Annotated in this window: 20 protein-coding genes; 7 read left to right on the forward strand and 13 right to left on the reverse strand. The window is 39.1% G+C overall.

Features of this window, described 5'->3' with window-relative positions:
* The first annotated feature begins 43 nt into the window (after positions 1-43).
* On the forward strand, positions 44-943 hold the full coding sequence (locus MKY65_RS21330) for an SGNH/GDSL hydrolase family protein (protein ID WP_339180516.1): 900 nt from the start codon (positions 44-46) through the stop codon (positions 941-943).
* A 17-nt stretch (positions 944-960) separates the two neighbouring features.
* Positions 961-1,620 (forward strand): YpmS family protein, encoded by a 660-nt coding sequence (locus tag MKY65_RS21335; protein ID WP_339180519.1) that lies wholly within the window; start codon positions 961-963, stop codon positions 1,618-1,620.
* A 62-nt stretch (positions 1,621-1,682) separates the two neighbouring features.
* On the opposite strand, the gene MKY65_RS21340 is transcribed toward MKY65_RS21335, so the two are convergent.
* Positions 1,683-2,261 carry a hypothetical protein gene (locus tag MKY65_RS21340; protein WP_339180523.1) on the reverse strand — a complete coding sequence of 193 codons (579 nt, stop codon included), beginning with the start codon at positions 2,259-2,261 and terminating at the stop codon, positions 1,683-1,685.
* 695 nt (positions 2,262-2,956) lie between these two features.
* Between MKY65_RS21340 and MKY65_RS21345 the strand changes: the two genes are divergently transcribed.
* The gene (locus MKY65_RS21345; RefSeq protein WP_339180526.1) at positions 2,957-4,582 is read left to right on the forward strand and encodes an ATP-binding cassette domain-containing protein; all 1,626 of its coding nucleotides are present in this window, start codon (positions 2,957-2,959) and stop codon (positions 4,580-4,582) included.
* Between the two features lie 924 nt (positions 4,583-5,506).
* On the opposite strand, the gene MKY65_RS21350 is transcribed toward MKY65_RS21345, so the two are convergent.
* Positions 5,507-6,655, reverse strand: a complete 1,149-nt coding sequence (locus MKY65_RS21350; protein ID WP_339180529.1) for a DUF418 domain-containing protein — start codon at positions 6,653-6,655, stop codon at positions 5,507-5,509.
* Between the two features lie 206 nt (positions 6,656-6,861).
* Between MKY65_RS21350 and MKY65_RS21355 the strand changes: the two genes are divergently transcribed.
* Entirely contained in the window at positions 6,862-7,449 is a 588-nt protein-coding gene (locus MKY65_RS21355; RefSeq protein ID WP_339180533.1) for a TetR/AcrR family transcriptional regulator, read from the forward strand.
* Between the two features lie 154 nt (positions 7,450-7,603).
* Here the strand turns inward: MKY65_RS21355 and MKY65_RS21360 are convergent, their stop codons facing one another.
* Positions 7,604-8,554 carry an L-threonine 3-dehydrogenase gene (locus MKY65_RS21360; protein ID WP_339180536.1) on the reverse strand — a complete coding sequence of 317 codons (951 nt, stop codon included), beginning with the start codon at positions 8,552-8,554 and terminating at the stop codon, positions 7,604-7,606.
* A 92-nt stretch (positions 8,555-8,646) separates the two neighbouring features.
* A complete protein-coding gene (locus MKY65_RS21365; protein WP_339180538.1) occupies positions 8,647-9,837 on the reverse strand; it encodes a glycine C-acetyltransferase in 1,191 nt (396 codons plus the stop codon).
* Between the two features lie 317 nt (positions 9,838-10,154).
* Between MKY65_RS21365 and MKY65_RS21370 the strand changes: the two genes are divergently transcribed.
* Positions 10,155-10,292, forward strand: coding sequence for a hypothetical protein (locus MKY65_RS21370; protein WP_175296993.1), 138 nt, complete (start codon positions 10,155-10,157; stop codon positions 10,290-10,292).
* Between the two features lie 312 nt (positions 10,293-10,604).
* Here MKY65_RS21370 and MKY65_RS21375 read toward each other — a convergent pair whose 3' ends face one another.
* The gene (locus MKY65_RS21375) at positions 10,605-11,531 is read right to left on the reverse strand and encodes a LysM peptidoglycan-binding domain-containing protein (RefSeq protein ID WP_339180540.1); all 927 of its coding nucleotides are present in this window, start codon (positions 11,529-11,531) and stop codon (positions 10,605-10,607) included.
* Between the two features lie 257 nt (positions 11,532-11,788).
* Positions 11,789-12,670, reverse strand: a complete 882-nt coding sequence (locus MKY65_RS21380) for a DUF1002 domain-containing protein (protein WP_339180541.1) — start codon at positions 12,668-12,670, stop codon at positions 11,789-11,791.
* Positions 12,671-13,675: 1,005 nt separating this feature from the next.
* Between MKY65_RS21380 and MKY65_RS21385 the strand changes: the two genes are divergently transcribed.
* Both MKY65_RS21385 and MKY65_RS21390 read left to right on the forward strand, forming a co-directional pair.
* On the forward strand, positions 13,676-14,884 hold the full coding sequence (locus tag MKY65_RS21385; RefSeq protein WP_256706343.1) for an MFS transporter: 1,209 nt from the start codon (positions 13,676-13,678) through the stop codon (positions 14,882-14,884).
* A gap of 76 nt (positions 14,885-14,960) precedes the next feature.
* Entirely contained in the window at positions 14,961-15,206 is a 246-nt protein-coding gene (locus MKY65_RS21390; protein WP_042529296.1) for a YuzB family protein, read from the forward strand.
* Positions 15,207-15,250: 44 nt separating this feature from the next.
* Here the strand turns inward: MKY65_RS21390 and MKY65_RS21395 are convergent, their stop codons facing one another.
* From MKY65_RS21395 to MKY65_RS21425, 7 genes are all read right to left on the reverse strand, one after another.
* Positions 15,251-16,420: an iron-containing alcohol dehydrogenase gene (locus tag MKY65_RS21395; protein WP_339180543.1), complete on the reverse strand. Its 1,170-nt coding sequence runs from the start codon at positions 16,418-16,420 to the stop codon at positions 15,251-15,253.
* An 11-nt stretch (positions 16,421-16,431) separates the two neighbouring features.
* Positions 16,432-16,809 (reverse strand): RidA family protein, encoded by a 378-nt coding sequence (locus MKY65_RS21400; protein WP_042529292.1) that lies wholly within the window; start codon positions 16,807-16,809, stop codon positions 16,432-16,434.
* 174 nt (positions 16,810-16,983) lie between these two features.
* Entirely contained in the window at positions 16,984-17,640 is a 657-nt protein-coding gene (locus MKY65_RS21405; RefSeq protein ID WP_339180545.1) for a lysozyme family protein, read from the reverse strand.
* Positions 17,630-18,061 (reverse strand): hypothetical protein, encoded by a 432-nt coding sequence (locus tag MKY65_RS21410; RefSeq protein WP_339180547.1) that lies wholly within the window; start codon positions 18,059-18,061, stop codon positions 17,630-17,632. The genes MKY65_RS21405 and MKY65_RS21410 overlap by 11 nt, the downstream gene beginning before the upstream one ends.
* Before the next feature lie 16 nt (positions 18,062-18,077).
* On the reverse strand, positions 18,078-19,418 hold the full coding sequence (locus MKY65_RS21415) for an MATE family efflux transporter (RefSeq protein WP_339180549.1): 1,341 nt from the start codon (positions 19,416-19,418) through the stop codon (positions 18,078-18,080).
* Between the two features lie 125 nt (positions 19,419-19,543).
* The gene (locus tag MKY65_RS21420; RefSeq protein WP_339180550.1) at positions 19,544-21,538 is read right to left on the reverse strand and encodes a TRAP transporter permease; all 1,995 of its coding nucleotides are present in this window, start codon (positions 21,536-21,538) and stop codon (positions 19,544-19,546) included.
* Complete coding sequence (locus MKY65_RS21425) at positions 21,531-22,073, reverse strand: DUF1850 domain-containing protein (RefSeq protein WP_339180551.1); 543 nt, start codon at positions 22,071-22,073, stop codon at positions 21,531-21,533. Before MKY65_RS21425 ends, MKY65_RS21420 begins: the two co-directional genes overlap by 8 nt.
* Between the last annotated feature and the right edge of the window lie 40 nt (positions 22,074-22,113).

Here is a 22,113-nt window from a genome sequence, read left to right on the forward strand (position 1 = left end):
AACATAAACTAGAAGAAAAGAACACGTAGGTGTGATGATGAAGATGACGAAAAAGAAATGGTTTATTCTCACTAGCTCCATTCTGATTGCCGCTATTGCTGTTTTTGCAATTTTACAGCTGCCTTATTTTCAATTAAGCTCGGAACAGCGGGAAAAAGAAGAAGCATTAAGAGAACAAATTACGCCTGAAGAAACAGAAAATGAGGAAGAAACACCCGCAGAGAGCGAGGATGTTATGGGTGACGTTGAAGAGCAGGAAAATGCTCCAATCGCTGTCGACGAAGATTTAGAAAATACATTTGAATTTGCTTCAGAGGAAGATGTAGATATTGTGGCACTCGGGGACTCTCTGACGCAAGGTGTAGGAGACGATACAGAACAGGGAGGGTATGTCGGGATATTAGACAGAACACTCCAGGTGCTTGATACCGATGTCCATTTTCAAAATTTCGGAAAGCGCGGAAACCGAACGGACCAGCTGCTTCACCGTCTGGAGGAAGAACCTGCATTAGCTGATGCTTTAGAAGAAGCAGATATGATTATCATTACCATCGGTGCAAATGATATTATGCAAGTACTGAAGGAAAATATCATGGATTTAGAGATCAGCTATTTCAATGAAGAACAAATATCCTATGAAGAACGATTACATGAGATATTTGATACGATCCGCTCCCTTAATGAGGATGCTTCTATTTATCTATTAGGTATATTTAATCCTTTTAAAAATTACTTTGAGGATATCCCGGAATTGGATCAAATCGTTCTGAATTGGAATGATATCGGAAGAGAAATTGTCAGTCAAAATGAAAACAGCACTTTTGTTCCAATTGATGATTTATTTGATGACGATGCTGCAGACTTATTTGCAGAAGATAATTTCCACCCTAATTATGACGGATATTATTTAATGGCTGAACGTATTCTGGAATATTTTAATTAAGTTGGGATGAAAACATAATGAGAATAAAGAACAGACAAATAAAAATCAATAATAAATGGAGGGCCGGCTTTTTTGGTCTCCTCATCTTTAACGGCCTTATCCTGCTGATTCTGCTGGTACTTATTTTTTGGCCGGTTTCCAATAATGAATTTCCTCCAAATACCATGATAGACGAGCAGGAAAGTTCTGAGTTTTACATTCAGACAACCAAGCAAAATTTAAATAATCTAGTCAATGCTTATGTTGAAAAATTACTGGAGGGAACGGAGCATCACTACCGTATTATGCTTGAAGATGATGTGCATCTGATGGGAGAACTGCCCGTCTTTTCATCCACTGTACCTCTATCCGTCCGTTTTGAACCGATTGAACAGGCAAATGGAGATCTGGTTCTGCAGCAAAAGTCGATATCCGTTGGACTGTTAGAACTGCCGAACAAAAAAATAATGGAATATATGGACCGCTTTTTGCCAATGCCTGAATGGGTAACCATTGATCCAGACAGCCAAGAAATTTATGTAGCTGTTACCGATATGGAATTGCAGGGTAATTTCGATGTTGCTGTGCAGCATATGGATTTAGAAGCAAATAATATTACCATGAAACTTGTCGTCCCTTATGAAACACTCGGCATTCAAGATGTCAGCATGGATGCCATGCAGGACCTGTTTGAATAGAAACTAAAAAGCACAGCGCCTCCAGTGAGACGCTGTGCTTTTTAGATGCTTTATCCCGACATTTATAAATTAGAAATATAAGATAATGATGGCTGTTCTGTCAGCGATAAGGAATCTATATCTTTATAATGTAATAATACTCCTTCGTAAATAAGCTTTAAATTAGGAGCACTCCGAATATCCTCTGGTGTTGTAAAATAAGGATCTTTTGTTAACGGAAGGCTCGTTACATTTTGTAAAATGGTAGCCACAAACTGTGAGCAAAAAAAGGCTGTCTGCCGTGTAATTTTTATTTTCATCATGACCCCGAACAGGCCGATAAAATTATAACGATATTTCTCTTTATCAATTTCTATATACTGAATAAAGGTTTTAATATATTCATATTCTTTTTCAGTGACTTTAAGCTCGTAAATTTCACACCTGGACTGGTTTAAATACGGTGAGAAAATATCCTCCTTCACAAAGCCGCCGATAAATGGGTTATTAGGCTGTTTTCTCCCAAAGCTATAAACTTCTGTTAATTCTCTATCTAAAGCTATAGAAACATGGTTTAAAGGCTCATGGGTATACAGATGAATCAATCGTGACAGATAGCTTCCTGTATCGGTAAACAGCAAATAAACCGTCTTGCTTTTCATCTACGTGTTCCCCCTCTTCGGACATACCCCTTTTTATTAATATATACAAAAGCTTTTTAATATACAACAGCTGATACAAAAAAATAGGTAAACTAGTAAACCTAACGTTTTTTAGCAAAATTGCTTTTTCAAATCACTGCATCCTTCATTAATGAGGAAATGTCGTGTTCATTTTTTTCTCTTCTATATAAATAAAAATCGTTCTTCTACCATTTATTTACGTATTACATTTTAAAAAAGTTTCATTGGCTGTTTTTAAATCGGCATGATTTTTTCTTAATATGCTTTCGATACGCCTTGTACTTTTTCATCGCATCATCAGATTCCTTTTGGTCCCTTGCTTTCATCTATCGATATTTCTTCAGCATGTTCTTATTTCTTAGTATATGAAAATAATCTGAATTGGCATCCCGCTTGTGTACCATTTTTTGCTGTCATTCACATCTTTCCGCTGCCCGCCCCGGTTTTTGAAAATAATGAATAACATATTTCCTTAACTTACTTTGATGATACCTGCTATTTTACCTTCCTGTAATAACCCAGCGTCATATTTTTGACTAAGCCTTCCGGTCTATTTCTCTGCTCACTTTAATTTATAGGATATGACATCAATTATTTAACCGTCTTATCTTGCATTGTTATCTCAAATAACGTAAGCTTATTCTGATAACGATTTTTTGGAGGCAATATAAAATATGTTAACAGTAACTAATGTTAGTTTACGATATGGTGATAAGAAGCTTTTTGAAGATGTTAATTTAAAATTCACCCCTGGAAATTGCTATGGTGTGATTGGAGCAAATGGTGCAGGGAAATCTACTTTCCTGAAAATTCTCTCAGGTGAAATCGAGCCGCAATCCGGTAATGTATCCCTGACACCCGGACAGCGTCTGACTGTTTTGAAACAGGATCACTATGCTTACGAAGAGCATCCTGTTTTAGAGACTGTCTTGATGGGCCATGAGCGTTTATATAATGTAAAGCAGGAAAAAGATGCGATTTATATGAAAGCAGACTTCAGCGAAGAAGATGGCATTCGTGCTGCGGAGTTGGAAGGTGAATTTGCAGAAATGAACGGATGGGAAGCAGAGTCCGATGCTGCCGTGCTTCTGAAAGGACTTGGTGTAGAAGAATCTGCCCATGATTTAAAAATGGCTGAGATCCCTGAAGAACAAAAGGTAAAAGTATTACTTGCACAAGCCTTATTCGGCAATCCGGATATTCTGCTTCTGGATGAGCCGACCAACGGATTAGACATTCAGGCAATTCAATGGCTGGAAGAATTTCTGATTCAATTTGAAAACACCGTTATTGTTGTATCGCATGACCGTCACTTTTTAAATAAAGTATGTACACAAATTGCGGATGTCGATTACGGAAAAATCCAGCTTTATGTCGGAAACTATGATTTCTGGTATGAGTCCAGTCAGCTTGCTTCCCGTATGGCACAGGATTCTAATAAGAAAAAAGAAGAGAAAATCAAAGAGTTAAAAGAATTTATTGCCCGTTTTAGTGCGAATGCTTCGAAGTCGAAGCAGGCAACATCCCGTAAGAAAATGCTTGATAATATTACGCTGGATGATATCAAGCCGTCATCTAGAAAATATCCATATATCGCCTTTACCCCAGAGCGTGAAATTGGAAATGATTTATTACAGGTGAAGGATTTATCGAAAACAATTAATGGTGTGAAAGTACTGGATAAGGTTAATTTCACACTAAATGCGAATGATAAAGTAGCGCTGGTCGGCAAGGATGATATTGCCAATACAACGTTACTGCAAATTATTTCTGGAGAATTAGAGCCGGATGAAGGTTCTTACAAATGGGGAATTACGACTTCTCAATCCTATTTCCCGAAAGATAATTCCGAGTTCTTTGACGGCATAGACCTCTCCTTGGTAGACTGGCTGCGTCAATATTCTCCTGAGGACGAAACGGAAACATTCCTGCGCGGTTTCTTAGGCAGAATGCTATTTTCCGGAGAAGAAGCGAAGAAAAAAGCAAATGTACTGTCCGGAGGCGAAAAGGTTCGCTGTATGCTTTCTAAAATGATGCTTTCCAAGGCGAATGTACTTATTATGGATGAGCCGACCAACCACCTTGACCTTGAATCCATCCAGGCATTAAATAATGGACTTGTTAAATTCAAAGGCTCCATTGTATTCACATCACATGACCATGAGTTTATCAACAGTATTGCGAATCGCATTATGGAAGTAACTCCAAACGGTATCGTTGATAAAGAAATGTCTTATGATGAATATGTACAGGATAAAAAGTTGCAAAAGCAAGTGAATGAGATGTATACAACGGCTTAAACGGTTAATATAGAAGCTTGTGATAAGGAACATTAGAAAAGAGACTGCTGCACAATCGATTACATGGTTGAGAAACAGTCTCTTTCTTTTTCATACATATAAAAAAGCTGCTATTGCTAAATAACCTCTTATTTTAGAGTTAGTCTTTATATGTTTTTTTAATGGTTTCATTCTCTACTCTAACCAACTTAAAAGCAGTAATAACACTGCAACGACAGTAAAAGCTCTTCAGTGGGACGAGTAATCTCAGCAATGTTGTCAGGTTAATGAATTTTTTAAAATTTAATACTGATAACTTAACTTTCGCCTGAATAACTAATCATGACAGCATGAATATGAAATACAGGGAATAGCTTTTATGCATAGAAAGTAATCTTGGTAGAACATTTTACCATGCAGCATGAAAAAAATGTTCTATCTGATTAAACATCTATTTGGTGAGTTGTTTTTTCACGTATAGAACGTCTTACTAGCGGAGGTGGACCGTTTTGACTCCTGAGGGATCAGCACCATCTGAAGATCCACTTTTGCCTAGTGCTCTTCTTGGCAAAAGTTAGCTGAAGAGCGTGCCCCTAGGAAAGCAAAACGATCCGCCGCAGCGGTGCTTTACACTTCACCTTCTATTCTTTGTCAAGGGTGTTATCGAAGGAACGATCAACTCCTGTTTCTATAGAAACGAAATTACTTTTTAATGTGCGAAAGTTGAGTGATAATAATAAAACTATCTAGCGACGGTTTTTGATGGGGCGAGTAATCGCAAAAGCTCTTCGATGGGACGAGTAATCGCAGTCCCAGTCCCAGTGCTTCTTTCATTCTACCACTGCGTTAGCCTAAGTAACTTAGGGTGTTAGTTTGAAGAATCAATCCGTTGCATCATACAAACTTTTAGCTGCACTTTAAAATTTGATTGTATAACGAATCACTTTATTTTTTAAATGGGGAATATGATAATTTTCTCCACAAGTATTCCAACGGACCACTACCTAAATACTTGATGAAAAGTTCAGCACTTATCATCATCACTATTGTGATAAGAATCCAATAAACAATTACAGTATAAGCGGAAGACAACGGAGCCACCCCTGTCCCCCAGCCATAAAAGATAATTGATGCCACTATATTTTGTAATATATAACAGCTTAAGGCGGTTTTTCCTATAGATTCAAATCGATTAATCAGCCATGGGGCTATTCTTATTTTCAGTACCCAAGCGAATAAGCCAATATAGCCTAATGCTAAAACCGGGGCAAATATATACCGGGAAGCAATATCAAAATATCCGCCCGGAACTAATGTAAGTAAATTTAATGGTATCCCAATACCGAGACCATATATCATTAGTTTTTTCCGAAGACGCTGCCCATTTTCGTTATTTGAAAATGCACCTGCACGGAATAACCGGATTCCTAAAATATACAAGGTGATATTCATAAAGATTATTAGAATAGCTTCTACCCTTAACCCCCAAAAGTCTCGAATTCTAAATTGTACTTGTTGCCAATAACTCTGGCTGGAGTATAAATTACTTGTTTCTTGAGATATTCTCGCCATTTCATTTAGAAATGACGCTTCTTTGATTAAGAAGAACCATGCTATCGATAGCAGCATTACGCCCGTAAGATGAATAATTGCTGATACTATCATCGTTTTCTTCATCATTTCTTCACGATAACGAATAATGAAAGCAACGATCATTCCTGTAATTGCATAACTCATTAGAATATCGTATTCAAACACAAAAATAAAATGTAATAAACCATCTAAAAACAGCAGAAACATCGTCCATAAATACAGGCGAATCCATGGAAGACCTTCTCTTGCAGCTTTACGATATTTCAACTCCAAACCAATTCCGAACATAATAGTCAATAAGCTTAAAAATTTACCATTAACAAATACAGATAGGAAAGCTTGCAGGAAAGAATCTAAGCTTTCCCACCAATTTGCATTTGAAAAAACGGTCATAATATTCCCCGGCTGAGCAAACAACCAGATATTCGTTCCTAACGTGCCAATAATCGCAAAGCCTCTTAACACATCTAATAATCTTATTCGATTTTCCTGCCCCTTCATCCCATCTGCCCCTTCGCTGTCTAAAGCTTTTTTGGTTGTTCTAAAATTAAATTCCATCATTTGACTTGAGTATTTAGTTAAGCAAACTTTTTTAGTTCAATTGAGCTAAAAAGATTTTATCATAACGATAAACGAACGCGCAATTTTAATAGCTCAATTGAGCTAAAAAGTTTTGTTTTTCACTTCTTATCTGATACAATTATTCTATGCCAAAAAAAGTTGATCATAGCAAACGTCGGGAACAAATAGCAAAATCTACTTGGGAAATTATATCTCAAAAGGGAATTGAACAAGCAACGACACGAAAAATAGCAGAAGAAACTGGAATTTCTCAATCCGCTCTCAGGTATTATTTTCCTACTCGTAAAGAACTTCTTAAATTTGCAATGGAATTATTAAAAGAAAACGTGGGGGTTAGGATTAAAAAAATTATGGAGAAAGATCTGCCTGTTCTAGAAAAATTGGTTCAGCTTCTAATGGAGATAACTCCTTATAATGACATTTCAAGAAAGGAAATGGAGGTTTGGTTTGCCTTTATTACTCATGGTCGAAAAGAGGATGGATTTGACCTCAATTACGATGATGTTTTAAAAGTTATTGAATTAGTTTTAACGACTTTAGAAGAAAATGACTTATTGAAAAAAGATATTTATAGAGATATTGAATTAGAGAAATTGTATAGTATACTCGATGGGCTGGCTATCCATGCATTGTTTAATCCAGAACGCTATACCCAATCTTACATCCGCAGTATTATTGAAAACCACCTTATGTCCATGGTCGTCATTGATTAACCTGGACAATAAGGCGGTTTTTTAATTTACACGGAGATACTTCCTTTACAGCAGTCAAAAAATAGTAAAAAGGGTTCTGATATAAAAGGAGTAGTTTAAACGATTGAAATATAAGTGCGTTTTTCACTTGAAACCCTGGAATGTTTTTGTCCTGTTATGCACTATTCTTCTTTATTTTCTCGCGAACTTTTTCCAGCATATCCACTGTCATCGCGTCCATATCATATGCTGCTTCAAAATCCCATTCCTCTTTGGCAGCCGCCGCATTAATCGAATCCGGCCAGCTCTCTGCAATTCCTTGCCGGACCGGGTCTACCTGATAATCCATTGTGAAATCAGGAATATGCTTGCGGATTGCTTTTTCAAAATGCTCCGGCGCAGCAGACATTGCAGTAATATTGAAGGCATTGCGGTGCTTTAAGCGATCGGGATCTGCTTCCATCAGTTGAATAATCGCTTGTAAAGCATCGGGCATATACATCATATCCATATGCGTTCCTTTTGCAATATAGGAGGTATATGTTCCTGACCGAAGCGCTTCATAATACACTTCCACCGCGTAGTCTGTCGTACCGCCGCCTGGAGCAGTTACATAGGAAATTAAACCTGGAAAACGAACTCCTCTGGTATCTACTCCGAATCTGGAATAATAGTAATCACAAAGAATCTCTCCTGCTACTTTATTTACCCCATACATTGTCGTCGGCCGCTGCAGCGTGTCCTGCGGTGTGTTGGCTTTCGGTGTACTTGGTCCAAAAGCTCCAATCGAGCTTGGTGTGAAAAATTTTAAATCCAGTTCCTTCGCAGCTTCCAGCGCATTTACCAGTCCGCCCATATTGATTTCCCAGGCGACTTTTGGAAAAGCTTCTGCCTTAGCAGATAAAAGTGCAGCTAAATGGATAATTGTATCTACCTTATATTTTTTGGCAATCTCATAAAATTCCTTTTCCTTTGTCACATCGATTTCTTCAAATATTCCTGATGGCTGCTCCGGTCTCCGGATATCAGAAGCAATGACATTATCCTCACCGTATGTACTACGAAGCTTCTCCGTTAATTCTGATCCGATTTGGCCTAATGCACCGGTCACTAATATTTTTTTCATCTCGGAAAACCTCCATTGAGAGGATGTTCAAAATGCCGTTAGAAAGAATTTGCAGCTTTCAATCAGCCTTTTGAACACGCGCTCTTATTTTTTTAAATAAGTTTCAATTCTTTACCGATTTTTTCATAGATGACAATAGCACGATCCAGCATTTCTTTCGTATGCGCAGCTGTCGGCATATTACGAACCCGTCCGGTACCCCTCGGAACTGTCGGGAACACGATCGCTTTCGCATAAACACCCTCTTCATACAGTCTTTTACTAAATGTCTGTGCCTGTTTTTCATCACCGATAATACAAGGCGTAATTGGTGTTTCACTGTCTCCAATGTCAAAACCAAGTTCTTTCAGCCCTTTTTTCAAATAATCCCCGTTCTCCCAGAGCTTTTCATTCAGTTCTGTACTCTCCATGAGCATTTCAATTGCTCTTGTACTTGCAGCTGCATCTGCTGGAGAAACCGCTGTAGAAAATAAGAATGGACGGGAACGGACTTTCAACCAATCGATTAATGATTGTTTCCCTGCAACATAACCGCCGATAACACCAATTGCTTTCGACAGGGTGCCCATTTGAAAATCAACTTTATCCTGCAAGCCAAAATGCTTTACTGTTCCTGCACCGTCACCAGTTACTCCTGAGCCATGTGCATCATCTACATAAGTAATCAAATCAAATTCTTCAGCGATTTCCACTATCTCCGGAAGCTTCGCGATATCTCCATCCATGGAGAATACGCCATCCGTAATTACCATCACTTTATTATATGTCCCTGATTCTGTCGCTTCCTTCGCTTTCGCACGTAAATCCGCCATATCTGAATGCTCAAATCGAATAATCTTCGCCTTCGATAAGCGGCAGCCGTCAATAATAGAGGCGTGGTTTAAAGAATCCGATAGAATCGCATCATTTTTATCCATTACAGCCGAAATCGCTGCCATATTACAGTTAAATCCAGATTGATAAGCGATAGCTGCTTCTGTTCCTTTAAATGCAGCAATTCTCTTTTCCAATTCGATATGCAAGTCAAGCGTTCCATTAATCGTGCGGACAGCGCCAGCGCCGGCACCATGGGAATCCACAGCTTGCTTGGCTGCATCTTTTAATTCATGGTGCGTCGCAAGCCCTAAGTAATTATTAGAAGAAAGATTGATTAATGTTTCTCCTTTGATTGTAATTTCCGGGCCATTTGCACCTTCTACGGTATCAATTTCGTTATAGAGACCATTTTCCTTTAAATCATTTATATTTGATTCCAAAAAATGATCTAATTTTCGGCTTGTCATACCCTATTTTCCTCCTTTAAAGCATTGTAAAATGTAACTTTGCACCGCATGGGTCTGCGGACAACTCTTTGTCAAAAATGTAATCCCTTTCAAGTATAACATATAAATAACCCAATCCAGTTATTCACAGAATTAGCGAATATATATGAAAATTAATGTTTTTCCTGCTAGCCAATTTGACCATATTGTCCTATACTAAGAGAGTTGAATATTATTAAAAAGGATGTTCAAAAAGTCTCTTAAAAAATGATACTTTGATAGAGTGAACTTTTTTTGAACACATACTTTAAATATATGATGGAGGGTTGAAAAGAAACATGCGAAAAGTTCTACTTACTTTGTTTATTTTTGTCATTGCTGCAGTAGGAGCTTTAGGCTATTCAAGTGCTCATAACGATAGTAATGAAGAAATTGAACAAAGCCCGGCTGCCACTTCTACCGAATTTCAGAACTAAAGAGGATATTCCAAAAATTTGATAAAGATAACACTGCCGGCTTTCTGGGGTGTAAAATATATCAGCAAATGTTTATTCGTCTTTTTAAAATGTAAAGAAAAAATCAGATGATCGTTGATAATAGATGAAACGCATGTATATCAGAAAAACTCTGCGTGATAACTACGAGATACGGACAGCTAAATATCATGACTTCATAGGGTCTCATGCTTATATAATCAAAAGTATGATGCCTTTTTTATTATATTTATTTTCTCAACTAAAAAAAATAGCTTAAGAGTTTCATAGACTCTTAAGCTATTTTTATACGATTTATTCAACGATTGTTACGTTAACTTGTTGTCTTCCAAAGTTTACTGCTTCATCTTGAGATGGTACGTGAAGGTCGATTTTGTTTCCGTTGATTGCACCGCCAGTATCAGCAGCAGTTGCATAGCCATAACCTTCTACATAAACTTCACTTCCCAAAGGAATAACACTTGGGTCTACTGCGATTACTTTCGCATTAGGGTCTTGGTTTAAATCTACACCAGTTGCAGTTACTCCAGAACATCCATTACAATCTGCTGTATATGCAGTTGCTTCTACAGAAATTGTTTCTCCTTGTGGAGAACCATTGTCCGAAGACTGTTCTTCTGATTCAGAAGCAGCTGCTTCTTCATTAGAAGTTTGCTCTACAGTAGCTTCTTCAGCTGGTTCTTCTGCAGCTTCTTCCTCTACTGCTGGCTCTTCAGCCGGTTCTTCTGCAGCTTCTTCCTCTACTGCTGGCTCTTCAGCCGGTTCTTCTGCAGCTTCTTCCTCTACTGCTGGCTCTTCAGCCGGTTCTTCTGCAGCTTCTTCTTCCACTGCTGGTGCTTCAGCTGTTCCATTTATGGATAATTCATTACCGATCACGATAATATCAGATGAAAGGTTATTCCATTCTTTAATATCGTTGACAGATACATTGAATTCTTTAGCAATAGCTGAAAGGGTGTCCCCTTTTTCTACTGTGTATACTGTTTCTTCTCCATCTTCATCAGATTCACTTACCTTAATAACATCTTTCGGGTGAATTACCTCTGATTTAAGATCATTTATATCAAGTAAGTTTTGCACGCTTGTATCATATTGAGCTGCAATCTTCCATAAGCTCTCTCCTGATTCTACCTTGTGTTCATTTGCGTCAGCGGAAACTGTTGTTGCAGCTGTACCGGTTATAATAATTCCAGCAGATAATGCTGCTACGAGTTTTCTCATCTGATAACCTCCTTATGTTTTTTCACAATGACTATCCTATCACAGGAATCAGAAGAATACAGTTACAGAAGAGTTAAGTGTAAATTACAATGATTACATATGCCCTGTTTACTATTACATTTGTAACATATTTGTTATAGAAGAGCGGTAAAGCGTATGCATTATGACAAACCCACGTCAAAGGCTCGTTTCTGTAATATAAAAAAAGAGCCCTCTATGATTAGAGAACTCTTCGTCAACTGCTTGCCAGTATTCAATTAGCTGCTAAAAAAGTTTGCAATGGAACGGAAGATATCACTAAAGAAGTTCGCCACTCTCTCCCAAAATCCCCTGTCTAAACCTAAATCCTCTGCTCTTTCGACAAGGTCATTTGTAATACTCTCAAGCTGATCTCTCATTGCTCCAAAGTCGATTTCTAAATCCCTCATTCGATTTACTAAATCAATAAGCATCTGCCTGTCAGCGTCATTCAGCTGAATGTCCAGATTGTTAAGCTGCTCATTAACGATTTGCTCTACTTCTTCTCTGGTTACTGGATTCTGTTCAGCAATCATTTTTTTGATTTCTGTTAAAAGCGTACTTACCTCTTCATCACTGATATCTTCATTATCTGCTAAATCTGTTGCTACTTCTAACTCATCGTTAGCTAATTCCATTCGTTCCGGATCTAATTCTACTCCTTCTACATCATAGGCTTTATATATTCCTGTCAATGCAGAATGACCAGATACTCTGACTGGAGAAACAACATCTACCGTCGCATTTTCCGCTCCGGCTGTTAACAGTGCGTTCATATACATTTCTCTGGTTACTTCCGTAATATTATCCGGTGTTAAAATATTTACTTCCAGGCCGGAACCGCTTGACTCCAGCGTAATTCCTGCAGAAGAATACATATTTGCATCTGGATTTCCATTTATAAAATCAGCATAATCTTGTCCTGTAACGTCATGTTCTTCATATGTGTCATCATCTGAGATTTCCAAAGCCTCCCGAACTTCCGCCCGCTGACTGTCACTGAGTTTTTCCCCATAGATAATCGTCGTATTAGAAGCTGCTGAAACTGGCAATAGGATACTAAAAAATAATATGCAGCTTAGTGCCACGTATTTCAGCACGGATACTACCTTTTTATTCATTCTGTTTACTCCTTTTCTTCGTAAGCGTTTTTTAACCCCTACGTTTGATATTTATGATGAGCAACTATCGTCATCTATTATAACCCGAAGGAAAAATGTTTACATGTTTTTAAATCATTAATTTATTCTGTCGGCTGAATAAATTAATGATTTAAAAACATGCTGCCAGTTTCAGGAGCTTCTATCAAATGATTTATTTCTATAGGAAAAGCTTTGAATTATATTTATCATGCAGGCTCACTGTCCATGTACCTTGCTGATTCCCTGTCTTTTTTATGATAAAACGTTTTTTATGGGTTGGACAAAATAGAAGCTTTCGCCAGCACAACCAATCATAACAGCATGGATATGAAATACAGGGAATAGCTTCTCTCCACAGAAAGTAATCTTGGCGGAACATTTTACCATATAGCATGAAAAATATGTTTTACCTGATCAAGCATCTATTTGGTGATTTGTTTTCCACGTATAGAATATCCTGCGGTGCTTTACACTTCACCTTCTATATATTTGTCTAGGTCAAGGGAGTTACCCAAGGCACGATCAACTTCTGTTTCTATGGAAATGAAGTTACTTTTTAATATGCGAAAATTGAGATGTTAAAATAAATCCTTTTTGTGAGCAGATACCTTTTCATTTAGTTCGTGTTAGTGTATATTTGGAGTAGCGAAATAAATAAAGGATAACTTTTAGTAAAATTCCGCATTCCTTTGTTTCAGGATGGAAGGAATTTTACAGATGGTGATAGCGTTATGCATTTATGCAACTTAAACGGACGGCTGCAGATTGTTTTAGAGAAGGTATGGGTCATTGCACTTATGCCTTTTTCATATGTACTAAAGACGCTTATCCCATTTCAAAACGAAAATGCATACAGCAAATTCGTTTTCCCCTGCTGTATGCTTGAATCAATAAGTGTACATGAATCTGCAGTTCTTACAATGTCAGAAAGAAGGTTTGAACGTTATTAATACACACCCAGGAGTAAAACGTAACTTAGTGATTATGTGGTTTGCTAATTTCTTTATTAGCGGAAGCATGACAATGGTTGTGCCTTTTATTTCCTTATACATTCAGTCCATGGGAAACTTTTCTGCGTCTTATGTGCAGACATGGTCTGGATTGACCTTTGCCGTTACTTTCATCAGTGCATTTATCTTTGCCCCGATTTGGGGAAGAGTCGGCGACCGCTTCGGCAGGAAACGTTTAATGGTGATGTCTGCATTAGGAATCGGAATTTCCGTATTTTTAATGGGATTCGTCACAGCCGTATGGCAGTTATTTCTTTTGCGCTTTTTAATGGGAATCGTAACAGGATTTATTCCAATGTCTCAGGCGTTTATCGCAACCCAGACGCCTAAAGAAGTTGCCGGGAAAGTATTAGGCACCCTGCAGACCGGAACCATCACCGGTTCTTTGATGGGACCCTTATTAGGTGGGGCGCTGGCAGATGCATTTGGGTATTCCAGCACCTTTAAGTGGGTAGCGATCACTATCTTTATCTCCGGATTGCTCGTTATATTTGGAGTGAAAGAAATGAAGGTGACCTTTTCAAAAGAAGAGGATACAAAGAATTACTCCAGAAAAGAAGTATTGCAGTATATCCTGCGTAAACCAATCTTATTGATTGTTTTATTGATGTCAGCACTTGTACAGATTGCTCACTTCAGCGTTCAGCCGATTTTATCATTATTCGTTGAAGAAATTCATGGTCCGGTCAACCTCGCATTCTTTGCAGGAATTGCCTTCTCCGCCACAGGGGTAGGCAATCTGTTGATGACCAGACGCTGGGGAATGATCGGAGATAAGCACGGCTATACGAAAATATTAATTATCATGCTGTTTGTTTCCGGCTTGGTCTATTTGCCGGGTATGTTCATTACGAGTATTTGGCAATTAGTCATTATGCGATTCTTACTCGGTTTGTTCCTTGGTGGAGTTATCCCAATCCGTGTGGCTTATATCCGGAAAGAAGCACCGCTGTCTACACAAGGAGAAGTACTTGGCTACGATACAAGTTTACGCTTTTTCGGAAACATTATCGGTCCCATGCTTGGCGGTACCATCGCTGCAACCTGGGGATTCTCTTCCGTCTTTTTAACAACCGGCCTGCTGCTTATTCTTTGCGGCTTTATCATGCTTGTTGTCTGGTTACGTTATGAACATGAACCGAATACAAAGCATTCTCATTCGCACACTTTCTCATCCAGATAAAAATATTGATTTGTTTCTATAATTATGCTAAAACTAACAAAGTAGCGTTAATTATTATAGAAAGAAAGTGATAGCAATGGGTATCGTTGTCGTAGAAATATGTGACGGAAATGCCATCACTACTATAGATATTGAATCCATCTTAGAGAAAGAATTCCCTGAGGTAGCGGTTCTTATGAATGAATGCCTGTCGTTTTGCGGACTTTGTGCCGTTCGACCGTACGCATTAGTAAATAATAAGCGTGTGTTTGGCAAGACACCGGAAGAATGTCTTGATAAAATACGTTTGCAAATTAAAGAAGAGCTTGCAGTTTATGAATAACTGCAAGCTCTTCTTTGTATAGTCAGACATGATTTCCCGGGAAATTACAGACTTTCTTTAAAAATCTCCAGGGAATCCTTCTTCGTTAAAGCACGATAGTTGCCGAATGTCGGGTTTGCCACCACGGTTTTCTCCGCCATTTCTTCAAGCGTGGACTCGTCTATATCATAATCTGTCAAACTGGATGGCGCACCAAGTTCATTCCAAAATTCACGCAGTTTGTCAATTCCTTCTAAGGCAACTACTTTATCTGATTTCCCTATGGTATCTACGTCAAAGACCCGGACAGCAAGCTGCTTAAAGCGATGTACATTATTCTCATCCAGTACATGCCGCATCCAATTCGGGAATAGGATAGCTAAACCGCCGCCATGCGGAATATCGTGGACAGCAGAAACCGCATGCTCTAAATTATGCGTTGCCCAATCACCCCGATAACCTAAATTCAGCATATTATTTAAGGCCAGTGTTCCGCCCAGCATTGCTGTAGAGCGATAGGCATAATTTTCAGGGTCTGCTAATAGTTTCGGCCCTACATCAATCAGGGTCAACAGAATACCTTCACACCATCTGTCTTGAATCGGTGTATTTTCTTCATGATGAAAATAATGCTCTAATACATGCGACATCATATCTACCAATCCATAAATGGTTTGATCCCGCGGTACAGAGAAAGTATGCACAGGATCCAGAATAGAAAATTTTGGATAGGTATACGGAGACCCCCATCCATGCTTTTCATTGGTTTCCCAATTGGTAATAACAGAGCCCGAATTCATCTCAGAGCCTGTAGCAGCTAAGGTGAGAATCGTTCCAAATGGCAGTGCACCTGCCGGCTTTTCCTTTTTCGTCACTACATCCCACATATCTGCATCCGTTACGGCGCCGACAGCGATTGCTTTGGAGCAGTCAATAGTGCTGCCTCCACCGATAGCCAAGATAAAATCAATTCTCTGTTCGCGGCAAATACGTACGCCTTTCCGTACTGTAGAAATACGCGGGTTAGGTTCTACACCAGAAAGCTCAAACACCTCCGCATTGATTTTTTTCAATTCTTCCAATACACGATCATAGATGCCATTTCGTTTAATACTTCCTCCGCCATATACAATCAGAATACGGCTTCCGTAAGGCTGAACTTCGCCAGCCAGCTTTTCGATTTGTCCTTTTCCAAAGATAAGTTTCGTTGGATTGTGATAGATAAAATTCTCCATATAATCACTCCTTATGCTTTACGGTATGCTACAATATCCATTTCTACAAGAACGTCTTTCGGAAGACGGCTCACTTCCACACAAGCACGTGCCGGATATGGCTCAGACAACGCTGCTCCATAAATTTCATTCACTGTCGCAAAATCCTCCATGGAATTTAAAAAAATCGTAAATTTCACTGCGTTTGCAAAGCTTAACCCCGCTTCATCTAAAATAGCCTGTAAATTTGCTAATACTTGCTTCGTCTGCGCTTCAATTCCTTCTACGACATCCCCTGTTGCCGGATCAATCGGAATTTGTCCGGAAATATAAAGAAAATCTCCTGCTTCGATTGCTTGAGAGTATGGTCCAATTGCTGCTGGTGCATTATTTGTCTGAATAGCTTTCATAAAAAATCATCCTCCGCCTTGTTTTTTTAGTATCCGCTGTTGTCATAATCATCAGTTAATTGCTTGGAAATATGCATTGTAGAACGATTCTTTTCATGCACAAAAAAGATATGACAACACTTCTGTATGTAAAAGCTGCTCTGAATCAAGAGCATTTCACATACTGTTATCATATCAGTTTTCCAGTTCCATTTCTATTGCTTCCTTATAGGACATGACAGAAGAAACATAATAAATGTCTCCATAGCATGCATCTAGTTCTTCTGCTTCTTCTCTCCGGCAGGCATAAATGGAAGCCTCCCTTCCCGCCTCTTCATACATATACTGCGAATAAGCAATGGCAGCGTCCTCCGAATAAGGTTCTTCCATTTCCTGTACATAATCAATAAAACCAGGACCAAAATTATAAGCTTGGACTGCTAATGCGGTATCGCCTTCTGCCTGTTCATACACCCAGGCAAAAAAGGATACTCCCTGTTCAATCGAATGCTCTGGATCATCAATACAGCCCCTTTCCCCGCACAGGCTTTCAGAGGATTGCATCGGATCTGTACCTTGCCCGCCAGATTCCTGCATCATCATAGCAAGAATTGTATTTGTCTCCTCCTCAATCCCGTGCTGCTCCGCATACTTTTCCACGATCGGTCTATATTCCCAAATTTGCTGATTCAAAGATGGGACGGGCTTCGACTCTTCCAATTCTGGTCCAGATTGATCCGAAACATAATTGACTAATAAAGAAAGGAAAATTAATCCGAAAACAAATACCAACCCAATTACCATCAAATATTTCAGTAAATCTGCCAGCTGGCGTTTTTTCCTACGTTTCATATTTTTTCTCCTTTACCCATTCACCTATCCTCAGCATCCCCCATATAGAAATACCATATACAATATGTCCGGCCAGCCAGATAAGCCACGCCTCTATACTGTCTATTTCCGGAGTTCGGTCAGATAGCATCGTTGTCGGGAAAATAAGCAGGCCAATCGCAGCATTACAACATATATAAGGCATCAGATTCTGCTCCAGATGTTTCTTTGTTAATAGGCGATAGAGAATCCAGACAATAGCCACAGAGACACCCAAGTGGAAGGAAAACTCTACCCAATCAGGTAAATTCATTCCGCCAATTACGGGAAAATAATCTACATTCATCAGCAGCGTGTAAACAGGAATTGCTGTCCATTGCTGCAAAGCATATAAGAAACTGCCAAGCACACAGCCGGATACAAAACCAACGATCCAAATCATCTATGTTCCTCCCCATTCAAGCATCTGCAAATAGCTTCTTCTCTCTCCATTTCCCAAAACGATAATATAGAATGGCTACTACACTGCTTAAGATAAAGCTTGCTCCTACACCGATTGCAATTCCAATATTACCGAACAGATAAGAGAACAAAGCAGCCAGCGGATAACGCAGTATCCAGAATGAAATGATATTTAATATAAGGATAGGATACATTGCGCCAGCTGCACGAACAACGCCGTTTAAGATAAAATTAATCCCTAAGAACGGGTAGCATAATGCAACAATCTGAAGATATATCGTTCCAAATTGGACTGCTGCCTCATCCTGGATAAATAATTTTACACCATACTCAGCAAAAATGGCGACGATAATGCCGATAAGAAGCATAATAAGAAAATTATAAATCACACCGTACTTCGCCACATCCCTGACTCTTCCCCAATTTTGTGCACCGATGTTCTGACCAGCCATACTGGAAATTGCAATACTCAAAGCATGTGCAGGCAGCATCAATAAACTGTCCAGACGCTGTGCCGCACTATACCCTGAAACAACCGCTTCTCCCTGTGCCGCCACAACTCCGATAATTGCTGCCGCACCGGCAGAAATCACAGCCATTTGCAGGCTGGAAGGAATACCGATATGCAGAATCAATTTAATTTCTTTCCATTTTGGCAGATTTGGTAAGGTAAACGGTGCTAAATCCTTCTTTATAATATAAAGGAAGCCAATTAAAAAGGAAAACCCTTGTGACACAACTGTAGCATAGCCTGCACCAGAGATGCCCCAGCCAAATACATGAATAAACAGCGGATCCAGCACAGTATTCAACAGGACTGCCGCCGTCACAAAATAAAGCGGTGTTTTACTGTCTCCTATTGAACGCAGGACTGTACTTATAAAGTTATAACCGAATAATAAAAGGATTCCCATAAAATTAATTCGCAGATAAGCAGCAGCGTCTGCAGCCATTACGTCCGGCGTGCCCAGCATTGCCAACAGCACGTCTGCAAAGATATATCCTGACACGCCAAGTAATAATGCAATGGACGTCATCAGAACAACAAATGCATTCAAATAACGCTTAAGACCCTCTTCATTCTGCTTCCCCTGCTGCTGTGACAAAATGGTCAAAGCAGCATTATTTAAACCAATAATCAACGAAAGCACCACAAATATAATGCTCCCGGAAATGGCAACCGCACCCAAAGCATTCGCACCAAGCAGATTACCGACCCACAGACTGTCTACAAATTGATACGATGTTTGCAACAGATTTGCCAAAAGAATTGGTCCTGAAAAATAAAAAAGACTTTTCCCGATACTGCCTTTTGTAAAATCATATTTCTTAGCCATTTATTTGCACTCCTGCTCTTTTCTGAACTCATTCTTTCATTATTATAAAGGGTAAAACACAAAAAAAGAAAGAAGGTCTCCTTTTCAGATGAAAATAAGGAGACCTTCTTTTGGAAGCAGCTTTATTAACTGGCTTGCACTCTGCTGTTTCGGTCTGTTTTTTCCCTTGACATGTACTGGATAACAAACATAATAACAAACATAACAAAGCCTATCGTATCAGAATATCCTTCCGGGTAGATTAACAGAAGCCCGGTAACAATCGCTATAATCCGCTCATACCATTTTACATGACGATACCAGTAGCCAATCATTCCGGCACCAATTGCAACCATCCCCAGCATGGCGGTAATTAATGATAAGATAATTTCAAGTGCTGTTGAATCAATCATTAACAATGTCGGATTTAATACAAACATATACGGAATAATAAACGCAGCAATAGCGAGCCTGGTTGCATTCGCTCCCGTACGTATCGGTTCTCCCCCGGATATACCGCTTGCCGCAAAGGCAGCCAGAGCAACTGGCGGTGTAATATCAGCAACAATACCGAAGTAGAATACAAACATATGCGCAGCCAGGATTGGGATAGCAACCTCTAACTCTCCGTTGAGTGCGACAATTGCCGGTAAAGCAATGGTGGATGTAATAATATAGTTCGCTGTCGTTGGTGAGCCCATTCCAAGAATAATCGATGTAATCATGGTAAATACCAATGTCAGCATCAATTGAATCTCTGGTGATGAAGCAATAGTGCCTGCAATGGAAACCAAACTGTTTCCAAGCTTCAATCCAAGCCCCGTTTTCGTAACTACGCCAACAATAATCCCGGCACATGCGGTGGCTGCGGCAACTCCTAATGCTGTTCTAGCTCCTTGTTCCAGAGCAACGATAAATTTAGCCGGCGTAATCCTCGTGTCTTTTCGGAACAGACTTACAATAACTGTAGCCAGAATACCATAAATGGCTGCTCTTTCCACACTCATCCCGATAAACAAGAAGTAAACAATTGCTAAGATTGGCAGCAATAGATGTATCTTTTTTAAAACACCTATTTTACTCGGAATCTCTTCGTCCGGTAAACCGGTTAATCCTGTTCGTTTTGCTTCAAAGTGTGTCATAATCCAGATTCCTGCAAAGTATAAAATCGCTGGAATAATAGCTGCTTTTGCGATATTCCAATAGCTTTCTCCAGCGAATTCAATCATTAAAAAGGCAGCTGCCCCCATAATTGGCGGCATGATTTGTCCTCCTGTAGACGCTGCTGCTTCTACAGCACCTGCAAAGTTCTTTCGATACCCAAGCTTTTTCATCATTGGAATCGTATAAGAACCTGTGGTTACCGTATTCGCAACAGAACTTCCGGAGATGGTCCCATTTAAAGCACTGGAGAAAATCGCTACTTTTGCAGGTCCCCCTACTCTTTTTCCAGCTATAGATATCGCTAGATCATTAAAATAATTTCCTACTCCTGTCTGCACTAAGAAGGCTCCAAATAAAAGGAATAAGAATATATATGTAGACGATACCTGCAACGGAGTTCCCAAAATTCCTTCTGTCGTAAAGAACATTGATTGAATCAGCTGCTCGAGCGACAGACCGCGGTGGGCAAACATTCCTGGTATGTTCGGTCCAAGCAGCGCATAACCAAGAAAGATAAGCGCAATAATAGTAATCGGCAGGCCTACTGCACGTCGGGCTGCTTCTAATACAAGCAAAATCGCCAGTCCGCCTACAAACATTTGTACTGCAGAAATACCGCCAAATTGCTGTACTAAGGTGTCATAAAACACCGGCCAATATCCACAAACTAAGATAGATAACAACATTAAAACATAATCATACCAAGGAATTTTATCCTTTTTCATCCCGCGGACAGCCGGGAACAATAAGAATATAAGTGACAATGCAAACCCTAAATGAATGGTCCGTTGAATATAAGCAGTAAATTGACCAAAAATGCCTGTATATAATTGAAATACAGAGAATGCAATTAAACCAAGAAAAATAACATGAGCCATCTTACCCTTTAAATTTCTTGTTTTTGATTCTGTATCATATTTCTCCAATAATTCCTGCTGTTCTTTTTCTGAAAGTTGATCATGATTTTTGTCACTCATTGATCTTCTCTCCTTCCCAATAATCAAGCAATGTTATTTTATCTACTTTCACTTTGTACCAATCCCCAGGCACAAAATAATCATTGAAAGGTACTTCACAACACTCCTCGATTTGTTTATTATCCTTCCAGGCTAAACGATGATTCGAAACAACTTCTCCATTACGAATATTTAACGATTCAAATTGATGTTTCATATTTTTTATATGGTATTTCCCATCCTCATAAACAAATTCTTCTCCTTCGCCCGCATTATTTGGCATGCCAATACCAAACTCTTCATAAATTATTTCATATTGCTCGATCATTAAGTCATCTGTTACTCGATATTTCTCCACAACATCTGTTAAATGAATGGAGTGAGTGAACGTAATCGAGAAATGCTCATTCTCTTTTAAAGGTAAAAAAGCCGTCAATTCTCCGGATTCGCCATCGTTAAAAACTAACGCTGTCTGAATCGGATAATTCACGCCAAAACCAATTCCTCCTCCTATCAGGAGTAATACCAGAAGAAGCTTTAACCGCTTTCTCCACATTTCACATCACCTATTTATACAAGCTGTGCTCTGTAAAAAA

The organism is Oceanobacillus sp. FSL W7-1293 (assembly GCF_037969815.1).
In the GTDB taxonomy this organism is placed as follows: domain Bacteria; phylum Bacillota; class Bacilli; order Bacillales; family Amphibacillaceae; genus Oceanobacillus; species Oceanobacillus oncorhynchi.